At 68.0% G+C, this 13912-nt stretch carries 12 protein-coding genes; 3 read left to right on the forward strand and 9 right to left on the reverse strand.

The window, feature by feature from the left end:
• Positions 1–50: 50 nt before the first annotated feature.
• Both E3O60_RS18480 and prmC read right to left on the reverse strand, forming a co-directional pair.
• On the reverse strand, positions 51–542 hold the full coding sequence (locus E3O60_RS18480) for an N-acetyltransferase (protein WP_166788831.1): 492 nt from the start codon (positions 540–542) through the stop codon (positions 51–53).
• Complete coding sequence (prmC, locus tag E3O60_RS08755) at positions 539–1381, reverse strand: peptide chain release factor N(5)-glutamine methyltransferase (protein ID WP_088455443.1); 843 nt, start codon at positions 1379–1381, stop codon at positions 539–541. Before prmC ends, E3O60_RS18480 begins: the two co-directional genes overlap by 4 nt.
• Positions 1382–1598: 217 nt before the next feature.
• Between prmC and cysK the strand changes: the two genes are divergently transcribed.
• The 3 genes from cysK to E3O60_RS08770 all read left to right on the forward strand — a co-directional run bounded on the left by cysK (position 1599) and on the right by E3O60_RS08770 (position 4298).
• Entirely contained in the window at positions 1599–2537 is a 939-nt protein-coding gene (gene cysK, locus E3O60_RS08760; protein WP_134497799.1) for a cysteine synthase A, read from the forward strand.
• A gap of 41 nt (positions 2538–2578) precedes the next feature.
• Positions 2579–3157, forward strand: coding sequence for a serine O-acetyltransferase EpsC (epsC, locus tag E3O60_RS08765; protein ID WP_134497801.1), 579 nt, complete (start codon positions 2579–2581; stop codon positions 3155–3157).
• A gap of 127 nt (positions 3158–3284) precedes the next feature.
• Positions 3285–4298 (forward strand): isopenicillin N synthase family oxygenase, encoded by a 1014-nt coding sequence (locus E3O60_RS08770; protein WP_134497803.1) that lies wholly within the window; start codon positions 3285–3287, stop codon positions 4296–4298.
• 7 nt (positions 4299–4305) lie between these two features.
• Here the strand turns inward: E3O60_RS08770 and E3O60_RS08775 are convergent, their stop codons facing one another.
• The 7 genes from E3O60_RS08775 to lysA form a co-directional block, all read right to left on the reverse strand.
• Positions 4306–4788, reverse strand: coding sequence for a GNAT family N-acetyltransferase (locus E3O60_RS08775; protein ID WP_088455439.1), 483 nt, complete (start codon positions 4786–4788; stop codon positions 4306–4308).
• 107 nt (positions 4789–4895) lie between these two features.
• The gene (gene prfA / locus E3O60_RS08780) at positions 4896–5975 is read right to left on the reverse strand and encodes a peptide chain release factor 1 (protein WP_088455438.1); all 1080 of its coding nucleotides are present in this window, start codon (positions 5973–5975) and stop codon (positions 4896–4898) included.
• Positions 5975–8662 carry a transcription termination factor Rho gene (rho, locus tag E3O60_RS18645; RefSeq protein WP_174845057.1) on the reverse strand — a complete coding sequence of 896 codons (2688 nt, stop codon included), beginning with the start codon at positions 8660–8662 and terminating at the stop codon, positions 5975–5977. The genes prfA and rho overlap by 1 nt, the downstream gene beginning before the upstream one ends.
• Positions 8663–8957: 295 nt before the next feature.
• Positions 8958–9911, reverse strand: coding sequence for a homoserine kinase (gene thrB / locus E3O60_RS08795; protein WP_088455437.1), 954 nt, complete (start codon positions 9909–9911; stop codon positions 8958–8960).
• Positions 9908–11029 carry a threonine synthase gene (thrC, locus tag E3O60_RS08800; RefSeq protein WP_370028224.1) on the reverse strand — a complete coding sequence of 374 codons (1122 nt, stop codon included), beginning with the start codon at positions 11027–11029 and terminating at the stop codon, positions 9908–9910. Before thrC ends, thrB begins: the two co-directional genes overlap by 4 nt.
• Complete coding sequence (locus tag E3O60_RS08805) at positions 11029–12366, reverse strand: homoserine dehydrogenase (protein WP_134497805.1); 1338 nt, start codon at positions 12364–12366, stop codon at positions 11029–11031. Before E3O60_RS08805 ends, thrC begins: the two co-directional genes overlap by 1 nt.
• A complete protein-coding gene (gene lysA / locus E3O60_RS08810; protein WP_134497807.1) occupies positions 12363–13829 on the reverse strand; it encodes a diaminopimelate decarboxylase in 1467 nt (488 codons plus the stop codon). The genes E3O60_RS08805 and lysA overlap by 4 nt, the downstream gene beginning before the upstream one ends.
• Positions 13830–13912 lie beyond the last annotated feature (83 nt).

Raw genomic sequence — 13912 nt, forward strand, 5'->3', positions numbered from 1 at the left:
GCGAACTGTGAGTCAAGGCCCGGTTTCGGCGGGTTTTGGGTGCTTTGCTCTCAGGTCGCGGGGTCGGTGAGGTGTTTTTCCATCACGATCTTCGTGGGCGCGTACGCCAGGGATGCGTAGAGGGCCCGGGCCGTGGCATTGCGCGCGAAGACGTTCAGGGTGAGCTTGGCCGCACCGTGCCTGGCGGCTTCGGTCTCGGCCAGCTGCATCGCCAGGCGGCCGTGTCCACGGCCCCGAAACTGCTCGAAGACCACGACGTCCAGGATCCACCAGTTGGTGGGGTCATCCGCCGGCCCTGCAGAAAGCCAGATCACGCCAACCTGCTCGCCCGCCACCGTGATGGCGTAGACGTGCTGACCGGCGGCGGGCACTCCACCCGGGAATTCGCGCCGGGAGGATTCGTTGGCCTTGTTCTCGGCCGCAGCCCGGCTGAGCCCGCCTGCCTCCAGGTCGTTGACGTAGTCGGCGGTGCTCGAGAGTAGCCAGCCCGCGAGTTGCTCCTTACCGAGGAGCGCGAGTTCGCCCGTCGTGTGCACGCTCACGGGCGCAGGGCCGTGGTGCTGCGGTCTCGGGTGGTGAGGTCGCGGTGGGTAGCGGTGGCCCGCCAGCCGTCGGCGTCGAGGAGGGCACGGATCTCGGCGCCCTGCAGTTCGCCGTGCTCGATCACGAGCACTCCCCCGGCGCGCAGCAGGCGCAGGCCCGTCTGGGACACCAGGCGCACGATGTCGAGGCCGTCCGGCCCGCCGAAGAGGGCGTGGGCCGGGTCGAACAGCCGCACCTCGGGGTCGCGGGGGATGGCGTCGGCCGGGATGTAGGGCGGGTTGGACACCACCACGGAGACGGTGCCGTTCAACTCGGTGAAGGCGCCCGCGAGGTCGGCGAAGACCAGGGTGGCGTTCTCGGCGGCCACCTCGGTGAAGTTGCGGCTGGTCCACGGAAACGCGTCGGCCGAGTTCTCGCAGGCATAGACGCGGGCGTGCGGCACCTCGGTGGCCAGGGCCAGGGCGATGGCGCCGCTGCCGGTGCCCAGGTCCACCCCGATCGGCTCGGGGTCGGCCATCGAACGCAGGGCGTCGATGGCCAGCTGGGCGACCCCCTCTGTTTCGGGGCGCGGCACGAAGACCCCTGGTCCCACGTTGAGTTCGAGACCGCGGAACGGCGCCCGACCGGTGATGTGCTGCAGGGGTTCGCGCTTCTCACGCCGCTGAACGAGGGCGACGATGGCTGCCGCATCGGTGTCGCTGAGGACGGTGCCCATAATGGCGCCGGCCTGAACCTGCCCGCGGCTCTGGCCGAGGACGTGACCGATCAATAGGTCGGCGTCAATCTCGGCGCCTTCGATTCCCGCTCCGGTCAGGGCCGAGGTGGCGAAGGCCCGCATCCGCTCGATCGTCGTTGGAATATCGGACAAGGAGCCGGAGTTGCTAGGGGAAGGCGTCACAAACTGGAATCTTACGCAACTCCGGGGCACCCACTGGGTATCGTCGGGGCTCTAGGCTGAACGAGGCGCGCCAGAGCACGGCTTTCGTTACGGCACCACCCACCTGCGGAGCATCCGCACCAGTCGGCTCCAGGAGAGCCCCAGGAAAGGTCTACCGATGTCCGCACGGATTTACTCAGACATTACCGAAACTGTCGGCGGCACCCCGCTGGTGAAGCTCAACCGCTTGCCCGGCACCTCCACTGCGACGGTGCTCGCGAAGCTCGAGTTCTACAACCCGTCCAGCAGCGTCAAGGACCGCATCGGCATCGCCATCGTCGACGCCGCCGAAGCCTCCGGTGAGCTCAAGCCCGGCGGCACCATCGTGGAGGGCACCAGCGGCAACACCGGCATCGCCCTGGCCATGGTCGGCGCCGCCCGCGGCTATTCGGTCATCCTGGCGATGCCGGAGACCATGAGCAAGGAGCGCAAGATCCTGCTGCGCGCCTACGGCGCCGAGCTTGTGCTCACGCCCGGCTCAGAGGGCATGCGCGGCGCGGTGGAGAAGGCCAAGGAAATCGTCGCGGCCACCCCCGACGCCATTTGGGCCCGGCAGTTCGACAACCCGGCGAACCCGGCCATCCACAAGGCCACCACCGGGGTGGAGATCTGGGACGACACCGACGGCGCCGTGGACCTGCTCGTGGCGGGAATCGGAACCGGCGGCACCATTACCGGCGCCGGCCAGCTGCTCAAGGAGCGGAAGCCGTCCGTCCGCGTGATCGGTGTAGAGCCCAAGGACTCCCCTATCCTCACCGGCGGCGCCCCCGGCCCGCACAAGATCCAGGGCATCGGCGCCAACTTCGTGCCGAGCGTCCTCGACACCCACGTCTACGACGAGGTCACCGATGTGACCCTCGCCGACTCCGTCGCCACGGCCCGCGCCCTGGCCACCGAAGAGGGCATCCTCGCCGGAATCTCGGGAGGCGCCGCAGTGTGGGCCGCTCTGGAGCAGGCCAACCTGCCCGAGAACGCCGGCAAGACCATCGTCGTGATCGTGCCCGGTTTCGGCGAGCGGTACATCAGCACAGTCCTGTACGAAGACCTCGTCGACTAGGCACCATCCGCTGCTCGATCGACTACAGACAGGTGCCCGGCATGGGAGTGTTCGCACGCGTTCGCGAGGATATCGCGATGGCGCAGAGGCACGACCCTGCCGCGCACAGCAAGGCGGAGGTCGTGCTCGCGTACAGCGGCGTGCACGCCGTGTGGGCCTACCGGATCACACATCGGCTGTGGCTGGCAGGCCTGCGCCTGCCGGCCCGGCTGTTGTCGCAGTTCACCAGGTTCCTCACCGGCGTGGAGATCCACCCCGGGGCGACCATCGGCCGGCGACTGTTCATCGACCACGGCATGGGCGTCGTGATCGGTGAGACCGCCGTGGTCGGGGACGACGTGATGCTGTACCACGGGGTCACCCTGGGCGGGAAGAGCCGGCACGGGGTTGTTGTCGGTGCCCGGCGGCACCCCCATCTGCACGACGGGGTCACCGTGGGCGCAGGCGCCAAGATCCTCGGCCCCATCACGCTGGGCGAATGGAGCACCGTGGGTGCCAACGCCGTCGTCACCAAGGACGCCCCGGCCCGGTCGATCCTGCTCGGAATCCCCGCGCGCGCGCAGCACGGCTCCGCCGAGGAAATCAAGGCAGCGCGGGGCCTGCTCAAATTCGGCAACTGAACCCGGCTCGCCGAGGTTTTCTGCGAACACGGGCGTCACCGCGGACGTTCACCCGCAGATTCTTCGACCTCGGCAATCCGGTGTAACACCGGCCTGAATTCGTTTGGTTGTTGGCAGAATAGTTGTCATGACAACCTCAGCCGCCGCACCGACGCTCCCGATCCTTGACTTGTCCCGCCTCGACGCCGGAGCGGAGGAAGCCGAGGCCTTCCGCGCCCAGTTGCGCGAAGTCACCCACGAGTACGGGTTTTTCTACCTCACCGGGCATGGTGTGCCGGCCGATCTCATCGAGCGGGTGATGACCACCTCACGGGCTTTCTTCAACCTGCCCGAGGACGACAAGATGGCCATTGAGAACCTGCAGAGCCCCCACTTCCGCGGCTACACCCGGGTGGGCGGCGAACTCACCCAGGGCAAGGTGGACTGGCGCGAGCAGATCGACATCGGACCGGAGCGCCCCGCCCTGGAGCTCACCCCGGACAGCGCCGACTATCTCCGCCTGGAGGGCCCCAACCAGTGGCCGGTGAACCTGCCCGCGCTGGAAGAGGTCATGACCTCCTGGCGTGAGGAGCTCAACGCCGTGGCGCTGCGCCTGATGCAGGCCTGGGCCCTCTCCCTCGGAGCCGACGAGCACGTCTTCGACGAGGCGTTCGCGGTGAAGCCGTCCACGCTGATCAAGATCGTGCGTTACCCCGGCAAGTCAGACCCCACCCCGCGGCAGGGCGTCGGCGCCCACAAGGACTCCGGCGTGCTGACGCTGCTGTTCGTCGAGCCGGGCAAGGGCGGGCTGCAGGTGGAGAAAGACGGCGAGTGGATCGACGCTCCCCCGCTCGACGGCGCCTTCGTGGTGAACATCGGCGAGCTGCTCGAGGTCGCAACCGACGGTTACCTCAAGGCGACGGTGCACAGGGTGATCTCGCCGCTGATCGGCGACGACCGCATCTCGATCCCGTTCTTCTACAGCCCGGCGCTGGATGCCACCATCCCGGTGCTCACCCTGCCGGAGGAACTGCACGCCCCCGGCATCACCGTGGACCCGGAGAACCCGATCTTCCCCACCTACGGCGAGAACTCGTTGAAGAGCCGGATGCGCGCGCACCCGGACGTCGCGGCCATCCACCACGCCGACCTGCTCAAGTAGGCAGCGGTCAGCGCAGGTCCTTCGCGAACCAGTGTTCGGCGTAGGGTTCGGTGTTGAACGGAACGACCTCCGCGTAGCCGGCTCTGGCATACAGGCGCCGGGCCTCGATGAGGTCTGTGCGCACCGTGAGCCGAAGTTGGGTGAGGCCGGCATCCACCGCCAGCTCGCTCAGATGATCGAGGAGCGCGGCCCCGGTGCCGGTCCCCCGCGCCTGTGCGGCCACGTAGACGCGAGTCAGCTCGCCGATGCCGGCGCCGACGAACCGCACACCGCCGCACGCGACCGGGACGCGGTCCAGCATCCCGAGCACGAGCAGACCGGTGCCGCCCTGCAGGTCGTGGCTCGGCTCATCCGCCATCGCGGACTCGACCTCAGCGGGCAGCGCGAGCCGCCCCCAATAACGGCCGACGATGTCCTCATAGTAGGCCCACAACATGGCGGCGGCAGCGGCTGAACCCGGGTCGGTAGTGACAAAGGTCGGCCCAGGCATGATTGAGATCCTAGCGCTCCCCGACCGCACCGCTTTCTTAGGGCGGCGGGCCACCAAAAAAGGGCGCCCCGGCCGAAGCAGGGGCGCCCTTTCTGGTGCAGCAGGTGTTAGTCGTGATCGCCGATCTCGGCGAGGCGCGTGGCCTCGTCCGCGGTGATGCACGAGTCGATAACGGCATCCAGGGCGCCGTTCATCACGGTGTCCAGGTTGTATGCCTTGTACCCGGTGCGGTGATCCGCGATGCGGTTCTCCGGGAAGTTGTACGTGCGGATGCGCTCTGACCGGTCCATGGTGCGGATCTGGCCCTTGCGCACCAGCGAGGCGGCCTCGTCGATCTCTTCCTGCTGCCGGGCGAGGACGCGGGCGCGGAGGACCCGCATACCCGCTTCCTTGTTCTGCAGCTGGCTCTTCTCGTTCTGCATGGCCACCACGATCCCGGTGGGAAGGTGGGTGATCCGTACGGCGGAGTCGGTGGTGTTCACCGATTGGCCGCCGGGGCCGCTGGAACGATAGACGTCGATCTTGAGGTCGTTGGGGTGCAGCTCGACCTCTTCGGGCTCATCGACCTCGGGGAAGACGAGAACGCCCGCCGCCGAGGTGTGGATGCGTCCCTGCGACTCGGTGGCCGGCACCCTCTGAACGCGGTGCACGCCACCCTCGTACTTCAGGTGCGCCCAGACACCCTCGGCGGGGTCAGCCGAATTGCCCTTGATGGCCAACTGGATGTCCTTGATTCCGCCGAGGTCGCTGGTGGTCTGCTCGATGATCTCGGTTTTCCAACGCTTGGACTCCGCGTAGTGCAGGTACATGCGTAGGAGATCGGCGGCGAACAGCGCGGATTCCGCACCGCCCTCCCCCATCTTGATCTCCATGATCACGTCGCGGGCGTCCAGCGGGTCACGCGGGATCAGCAGGCGACGCAGCTTCTCGGCTGCCTCCTCCAGCTGGTCGGTGAGACCGGGGATCTCGTCGGCGAACGATTCATCCTCGTCGGCGAGTTCCCGAGCGGCCTCGAGATTGTCGCCAATCTCTTTCCACTCGTTCCACGCCGCGATGATGCGGCTGAGCTCGGCGTAACGACGGTTGACCTTTTTGGAACGGGCCGGATTCGCGTGCAATTCCGGGTCCGCCAGCTGGGACTGCAGTTCGTCGTGCTCAGCCTGCAGAGTCAGGACAGACTCGAACATCAGTGATCCTTGTCTGACCCGTTCGGGGTCGGCATCGACTTCTGAACCTGCATCAGGAACTCGACGTTGGACGAGGTCTCCTTCAGCCGGCCCAGGATGACCTCGAGAGCCTGCTGCTGTTCGAGTCCGGCCAGCGCACGGCGCAGCTTCCAGGTGATCTTGACCTCATCGGCGCTCATCAGCATTTCTTCGCGGCGGGTGCCGGATGCGTTGACGTCGACGGCCGGGAAGATCCGCTTGTCGGCCAGGTGGCGCGACAGGCGCAGCTCCATGTTGCCGGTGCCCTTGAACTCCTCGAAGATGACCTCGTCCATCTTGGACCCGGTCTCCACCAGTGCGGAGGCGAGGATGGTGAGCGAGCCACCGTTCTCGATGTTGCGGGCAGCGCCGAAGAAACGCTTGGGCGGGTACAGCGCGGATGCGTCGACACCGCCGGAGAGGATCCGGCCGCTCGGCGGGGCCGTCAGGTTGTAGGCACGGCCCAGACGGGTGATCGAGTCGAGCAGCACGACGACGTCGTGACCCAGCTCGACGAGACGCTTGGCGCGCTCGATGGCCAGTTCGGCGACCGTGGTGTGGTCCTCGGCGGGACGGTCGAAGGTGGAGGCGATGACCTCACCCTTCACCGTGCGCTGCATGTCGGTGACCTCTTCGGGGCGCTCGTCGACCAGGACGACCATGAGGTGGACCTCGGGGTTGTTCGTGGCGATGGCGTTGGCGATCTGCTGCATGACGATGGTCTTGCCGGCCTTGGGCGGCGCGACGATCAGGCCGCGCTGGCCCTTACCGATCGGGGCGACGAGGTCGATGATGCGCTGGGTCAGCTTGCCCGGCTCGGTCTCGAGGCGCAGTCGCTCCTGCGGGTAGAGCGGGGTGAGCTTCTGGAACTCGACGCGGCTGGCGGCTTCCTCGACGGTCAAGCCGTTGATGGAGTCGACCTTGACGATCGCGTTGTACTTCTGGCGACCGTTCTGGTCACCCTCGTGCGGCTGACGGATCGAGCCGACGACGGCGTCGCCCTTGCGCAGGTTGTACTTCTTGACCTGGCCGAGCGAGACGTAGACGTCGCTGGCACCCGGCAGGTAGCCGGAGGTGCGCACGAAGGCGTAGTTGTCGAGCACGTCGAGGATGCCGGCGACCGGGATGAGCACGTCATCGTCGGTCAGCTCGGGCTCGAAGTCGTCGTTGGCGGTGGCGCCGCGACGCTTGCGGTCACGGAAACGGCTGCGGTTGTTGCGACCGTTCAGCTCGTCCTCCGGGCCGGAGTTGCGGTCCAGGCCCTGGTTGCGGTCCTGGCCCTGGCGTTCCTGCTGGGCGCGATCGCTCTGCTGGCGGTCGCCCTGGCGGTCCTGCTGCTGGCGATCCTGCTGCTGGCGGTCCTGGCCGCGGTTGCCGGCCTGGCGCTGGTTCTGCTGGCGGTCGTCGCCACGCTCGGCACCACGGTCATCCGACGTCTGCGGGGCACGGTCACCCTGGGCACGGTCAGCCTGGCCACGGTCGCCCTGGTTGCGGTCGCCCTGCTGGTTGCGGTCGCCGCCGCGGCTGCGGTTGCGGCTGCGTCCCTGGCGGGGCTGCTCGGCCTGCTCGTCGGACTGCTCGGTGGAGCTGCTGTCGGACTGCTCGGCCGGTTCAACCTGCTCAGCCGGTTCAACCTGCTCGGTCGGTTCGGCCTGCTCAGGCTGCTCGGCGCGTGCACCGCGCTGGTTGCGCTGGCGTCCGCCACGCTCGGAGCGTTCGGCACGCACGACGCCCTCCGGACGCTGGATGCGCGACTCGGTGCTCTCGGCGGAGTCGGCCGAGTCGGTCGCGGCCGGTGCGGCCGGTGCGGCTTCGAGTTCTTCAGGAGCCTCGTAGCCGTCTTCGGCGTTCTGGGCGTCGATCATGCTGCGCGCATCGAAGGCGTTGCGGGCGGTGGCGGCGCTGTTGTTGTTGTTGCGGTTGTTGCCGCCGTTGCGTCCGCCGTTGCGCGATTCGTTGCGGTTTTCGTTCCGCGATTCGTTGCGGTTCTCGTTGCGACCGTTGCCGCGACGGTTGCGGCCGGAACCGGCCTGCGTCTCGGTGGCGGGCTCTGCGGCCGGGGCGGCGACGGCTGCGGTGGTCTCGACGACCGGAGCAGCGGCCTCGACGGCGTTCGCGGTTGCGACGGCCTCGGCGATGGCGGCCTCGGTGATGGTGGCGGTGCTGGCGCGCTTGCGGGCCTGGCGGACCGGCTTCTCCACGACGGGTGCGTCGGCGACGATGTTGTCGGTGGCACCGGCGTAGGTGGTGGGGGCCGTGGTCTTGCGGGTCTTCGCGGTCTCCGGGACGATCAGGCCGAGGCCCAGATCTCCGTCGGCGTTGACGTGGGCGACGGCGGGAGCCGACGTGGCGGTGCTCACCCGGCGGGAGACCCGCTTCTTGGGCGCGGTCTCGGCGGGGGCGTCGGTGACGACAGCGGCGGCCTCTACCGGGGCAGCCTGCGCGGGTACGTCAGTGACGGCGGTGTCGATGACGGCGGCGTCGGTAGCTGCAGCCGACTCGGTCGTGTGGGACTGGTTCGCGGTGATTGCGTCCACGAGCTCTCCTTTACGAAGTTTGGATGCGCCCTGGATACCCAGTTCGCCCGCCAGAGCCTGAAGCTCGGCGACGCGAAGGGTGGTCAGGCGTGAGATGTCCACGCCGTTGGCGTGGAGGTTGACGTTGGTCACGAAGTTTTATCCTTCCCCCTGGCTCTTACGAATTGGCCAGAGAAGATGTTGCAGCGCCGGTGGGCTGCGGGTGATCCAGTCCCACACAGTGGCGGACTGGAGTGAACACACACAGCCACGCACAAAAACGCGATAGCAGTGAGTTACAGGGAATACACCAGAGAACAGATCCGCGGTGGCGGTTTCTATCGGGTGCGCAACCACTCTAGCAGGTTCGGTCGGCAGCGCGCGTGCGTCGACACGCGAGAAGAGCCCCTTCCCGTCAGGCGGGAAAGGGCTCTGGTCTCGGCCGAAGCTAGGCGTCGGTGCGGATGACCGTGGCACCCTTGAAGTCGACGGCCAGCATCAACGTCTCCCAGGGCGTCTCGCTCGTCCGGGCCACCAGGTCGGCGGCCACCAGGCGCTGGCCGGGGTCGCTGGCCAGGACCAGGATCGACGGGCCGGCGCCGGAGACGACGGCCGCGAAACCGTGCTCGCGCAACAGGGTGATCAGACGGTTGGTCTCCGGCATCGCCGCGGCCCGGTAGCTCTGGTGCAGCTTGTCCTCGGTTGCGGCGAGCAGCAGCTCCGGGCTCTGAATGAGCGCGGCGATGAGCAGCGCCGAGCGCGACAGGTTGAAGACGGCGTCCTCGTGCGGCACCGACTCCGGCTGCAGGCTGCGGGCCAGAGCGGTGGACATGGCGTGCACGGGCACGAAGACCATCGGCGAGACGCCGCGGTGCACCATCAGTTTCTTGTGCTTGGGGCCCTCCGGCGTCATCCAGGCGATGGTCAGGCCGCCGAACAGGGCGGGCGCCACGTTGTCCGGGTGCCCCTCCATCTCGGTGGCCAGCACGAGCAGCGCGTCGGAGTCGATCTCCACGATGCCCTCGAGCAGGCCTTTGGCGGCCATGATGCCCGAAACGATGGCGGCACCGGATGACCCCATGCCACGCCCGTGCGGGATCACGTTCTCGGCGACCAACTTGAGCCCCGGCAACGGGATCCCGTAGGCGGCGAAGGTGTGCGCGATGGCGCGCACCACGAGGTTGGTCTCGTCGGTGGGCACCTCCCCGGCGCCGACGCCGTGCACCTCGACGAACACGCCGGACTCGTCGGTCACCTCGACCTGCAGGTGGTCGTAGTGCGCCAGGGCCAGGCCGAGGGTGTCGAAGCCTGGGCCGAGGTTCGCGGTGGTGGCCGGAACCTTCACGACGACCGAACGGCCCGCCAGCGCATTGCGTCCCACGACGGGGAGCGCCGTGGTCATTTCTGGCCCAGACCCAGCAGCTCGGCGATGGCGACGGTGTCGACGGGAACGATCGTGGGCTTCACGTCGCTGCCGTCCGCGGTGCGAAGTGCCCACTGCGGGTCCTTCAGGCCGTGGCCGGTGACGGTGAGCACCACGGTGGCGCCCTGGGGGATCTGGCCGGCGTCGGCACGTTCGAGCAGACCGGCGACGCTGATCGCGGAGGCCGGCTCCACGAAGATGCCCACCTCGGCGGAGAGGATGCGGTACGCCTCGAGGATCTTCTCGTCGCTGATCGCGCCGAAGTAGCCGTCGCTGACCTCGCGGGCGTTCAGGGCGAGGTCCCACGACGCCGGGTTGCCGATGCGGATGGCGCTGGCGATGGTCTCCGGGTGCTCCACGCGGTGACCCAGCACGATCGGGGCGCTGCCCGCAGCCTGGAATCCGAACATCCGGGGCAGTTTGGTGGTGGCGCCGCGAGCGAGTTCTTCGCTGTAGCCGCGGAAGTAGGCGGTGTAGTTGCCGGCGTTGCCGACCGGGACGATGTGGATGTCCGGGGCGTCTTCGAGGACCTCGACGACCTCGAACGCGGCGGTCTTCTGGCCCTCGATGCGGTCGGGGTTGACCGAGTTGACCAGGTGCACGGGGTAGTTCTTGGCGAGGTCGCGGGCGATGTCGAGGCAGTCGTCGAAGTTGCCCTGCACCTGCAGCAGCTGTGCGTTGTGCGCGATGGCCTGGCTGAGCTTGCCCATGGCGATCTTGCCCTCCGGCACCAGCACGACGGCCTTGATGCCGGCGTGGGTGGCGTAGGCGGCGGCCGACGCTGAGGTGTTACCGGTGGAGGCGCAGATGACGGCCTTGGCACCGTCTTCGACGGCCTTGGAGATGGCCATCGTCATGCCTCGGTCCTTGAACGACCCTGTGGGGTTCATGCCCTCGTACTTGACCCAGACCTTGGCGCCGGTGCGCGCGGAGAGCGCGGCGGCGGGGATCAGCGGGGTGCCGCCTTCGCCGAGCGTGATGATCGGGGTGGCGTCGCTGACATTCAACCTGTCGGCATACTCGCGCAGCACACCGCGCCACTGACGGGACGGGGTCTTGACCATTTGGTGCTGACCGGTCTCTCGTTCGCTGGACATCAGACTCCTTCAACTCTCAAAACGGATGCGACATTGGTGACGACACTGTTCGCGGCAAGGTCGTTCACGGTCGCGGCAAGCGCAGCCTCCGTGGCCTCGTGCGTTCCAATGACTAGGGTAGCTGTGCCCGACACGGGCTCGTGACTGGCGGTTCCGGGCTGCTCGAGCGTCATCGACTGTTCGACTTGCGCGAGCGAGACGTGGTTTTTGCTGAACACTCCGGCGATCGTGGCGAGCACGCCGGGCTCATCCGTCACCTCGAGGGTGACGGCGTATCGGGTGGTGACCTTGCCGATGTCGAGCACCGGCAGGTCGGCGTGGCTGGAGGCCGCGTAGCCAGGGCCGCCCATCACGTGGCGGCGGGCGACGGAGACGAGGTCGCCGAGCACGGCGGAAGCGGTCTGCACTCCCCCGGCCCCGGCGCCGTAGAACATCAGCGGGCCGGCGGCCTCGGCCTCGACGAAGACGGCGTTGTTCGCGCCGTGCACGGAAGCGAGCGGGTGGCCGCGGTGCACCATGGCCGGGTAGACGCGGGCAGAGACACCCTGTTCGCCGGTCTCCGGGTCGATGAGGCGTTCGCAGATCGCGAGCAGCTTCACGACGTAGCCGGCCTTCCGTGCCGACTCCATCTGCTGCGGGGTGACCTGGGTGATGCCCTCCCGGTAGACCTTCTCGAGGGGCACGTTGGTGTGGAACGCCAGGCTGGCCAGCAGGGCGGCCTTCTGCGCGGCGTCGTAACCTTCGATGTCGGCGGTGGGGTCGGCTTCGGCGTAGCCGAGTTCGGTCGCGGTGGCCAGGGCTTCTTCGAGGCTGTCGCCGGCCACATCCATCCGGTCGAGGATGAAGTTGGTAGTGCCATTCACGATGCCGAGAATCCGGTTGACGGTGTCACCGGCGAGGCTGTCCCGCAGCGGCCGCACGATAGGGATGGCGCCGGCGACGGCGGCTTCATAGTTGAGCTGGGCGCCCACCTGGTCGGCGGCTTCGAACAGCTCGGCGCCGTGCTGGGCGAGCAACGCCTTATTGGCGGTCACGACGTCGGCGCCGGAGTTGATCGCCGTGAGGATGTAGCTGCGGGCGGGCTCGATGCCGCCCATCAGCTCGATGACGATGTCGGCGCCGAGGATCAGCGAGTCCGCGTCGGTGGTGAACAGCTCACGGGGCAGGTCGACGGTGCGTGGGGCGTCGAGATCGCGCACCAGGATGCCGACGAGTTCGAGGCTCGCGCCCACCCGGTTGGCGAGCTCGTCGCGGTGCTCGAGCAGCAGGCGGGCCACCTGGGCACCGACCGAACCACCGCCGAGCAGGGCGACACGCAGATTGCGGTATTCGATCATCGGGTAGTTTCCTTCATTTGATTGGTCGAGCTTGTCGCCCCAGTTCCGTTGGTCGAGCTTGTCGCGACCTTGTGAGTCGACCTCGCTAGACCTGCGTCCCGCGCCAGTAAGTCGTCAATCGTCTCCCCGCGCACGATGACCCTGGCCTTTCCGTCTACGACGGCCACAACGGCCGGCCGCCCCAGATAGTTGTAGTTGCTCGCCAACGACCAGCAGTACGCTCCGGTCGCGGGCACCATCACCAGATCTCCCGGCGCCACATCCCCGGGCAGGTAGTCGGCGTCCACGACGATGTCGCCGCTTTCGCAGTGCTTGCCGGCGATGCGTACCAGCGCGGGCTCGGCATCCGACACCCGGTCGGCGAGCCGCACCGAGAACTCGGCGCCGTAGAGCGCGGGGCGGGCGTTGTCGCTCATGCCGCCGTCGATGCTCACGTAGAGCCGGGTGTTCTCGCCGATGCACACGGGCTTGGTGGTACCCACCTCGTAGAGGGTCACGCCGGCCGGTCCGATGACGACCCGTCCAGGTTCGATGGCGATCACCGGCACCGCGATGCCGCGGCGCGCGCATTCGGCGGCGACGATGTCGGCCAGGCCGGCGGCCAGGTCGGCGATCGGGCTGGGATCGTCGGTGCTCGTGTAGGCGATGCCGAAGCCGCCGCCGAGGTTGAGCTCGGGTACCGGGCCGTCGGTCAGCAGCTCGGCGTGCAGGCTGAGCAGGCGCGACGCCGACTCGGCGAAGCCTTCGACGCCGAAGATCTGTGAGCCGATGTGGCAGTGCAGGCCGAGGAAGTTCAGGCTCGGTTCGGCGCGGATCGCCGCGACCAGGGCCGGGGCGTCCTCGAAGACCACACCGAACTTCTGGTCTTCGTGCGAGGTGGCCAGGAATTCGTGGGTGTGCGCGTGCACGCCGCTGTTCACGCGGAGGCGCACGTTCTGCACGACCCCGTGCCGGGCGGCCGCCGCGGCGACCCTGTTTATCTCGACCGGGCTGTCGATGATGATCGTGCCCACACCCAGGCGGGTGGCGTCGTCGATCTCGGCGTGCGACTTGTTGTTGCCGTGGAAGCCGAGCCGGCCGGGTTCAACACCGGCGGCCAGGGCAACGGCGAGTTCGCCGCCGCTGCAGACGTCGATGTTCAGGCCGGCGTCCACCATCCAGCGGGCGACCTCGGTAGACAGAAATGCCTTGGCGGCGTAGTACACCTTGACGGTGGTGCCGATGCGGGCGAACTCGGTGTCGAACGCGGCGCGCAGCTCCGCGGCGCGGGTGCGGGCATCCGTCTCGTCGATCACGTACAGCGGGGTGCCGAATTCGGCCGCCAGCTCGGGGGCGCTGACGCCGCCGATCGTGATCGCGCCGGCGTCGGAGCGGTGCGCGGAGGAGGGCCAGAGGCCGTCGGCGAGCGTGTTGGCATCAGCTGGAGAGCTGAGCCACTCGGGGGCGAGTGGATTATGGGCCACGGGTGAAAACCTCACAGGAGTCAAGTGGGTGTCTCACGAAGTGGCGAGCGAACCCGGATTGGTCCCTGAAGCCAGCGAAGAGA

This window comes from Cryobacterium sp. TMB1-7 (assembly GCF_004402435.1).
Classification (GTDB): domain Bacteria; phylum Actinomycetota; class Actinomycetes; order Actinomycetales; family Microbacteriaceae; genus Cryobacterium; species Cryobacterium zongtaii.

Coding starts and splice junctions, on each gene's coding strand:
- thrC (WP_370028224.1), bottom strand. CDS start 11,029: ATGTCCAGCGAACGAGAGACCGGTCAGCACCAAATGGTCAAGACCCCG.
- E3O60_RS08775 (WP_088455439.1), bottom strand. CDS start 4,788: ATGCCTGGGCCGACCTTTGTCACTACCGACCCGGGTTCAGCCGCTGCC.
- cysK (WP_134497799.1), top strand. CDS start 1,599: ATGTCCGCACGGATTTACTCAGACATTACCGAAACTGTCGGCGGCACC.
- E3O60_RS08770 (WP_134497803.1), top strand. CDS start 3,285: ATGACAACCTCAGCCGCCGCACCGACGCTCCCGATCCTTGACTTGTCC.
- thrB (WP_088455437.1), bottom strand. CDS start 9,911: ATGACCACGGCGCTCCCCGTCGTGGGACGCAATGCGCTGGCGGGCCGT.
- epsC (WP_134497801.1), top strand. CDS start 2,579: ATGGGAGTGTTCGCACGCGTTCGCGAGGATATCGCGATGGCGCAGAGG.
- prfA (WP_088455438.1), bottom strand. CDS start 5,975: ATGTTCGAGTCTGTCCTGACTCTGCAGGCTGAGCACGACGAACTGCAG.
- E3O60_RS08805 (WP_134497805.1), bottom strand. CDS start 12,366: ATGATCGAATACCGCAATCTGCGTGTCGCCCTGCTCGGCGGTGGTTCG.
- prmC (WP_088455443.1), bottom strand. CDS start 1,381: ATGCGGGCCTTCGCCACCTCGGCCCTGACCGGAGCGGGAATCGAAGGC.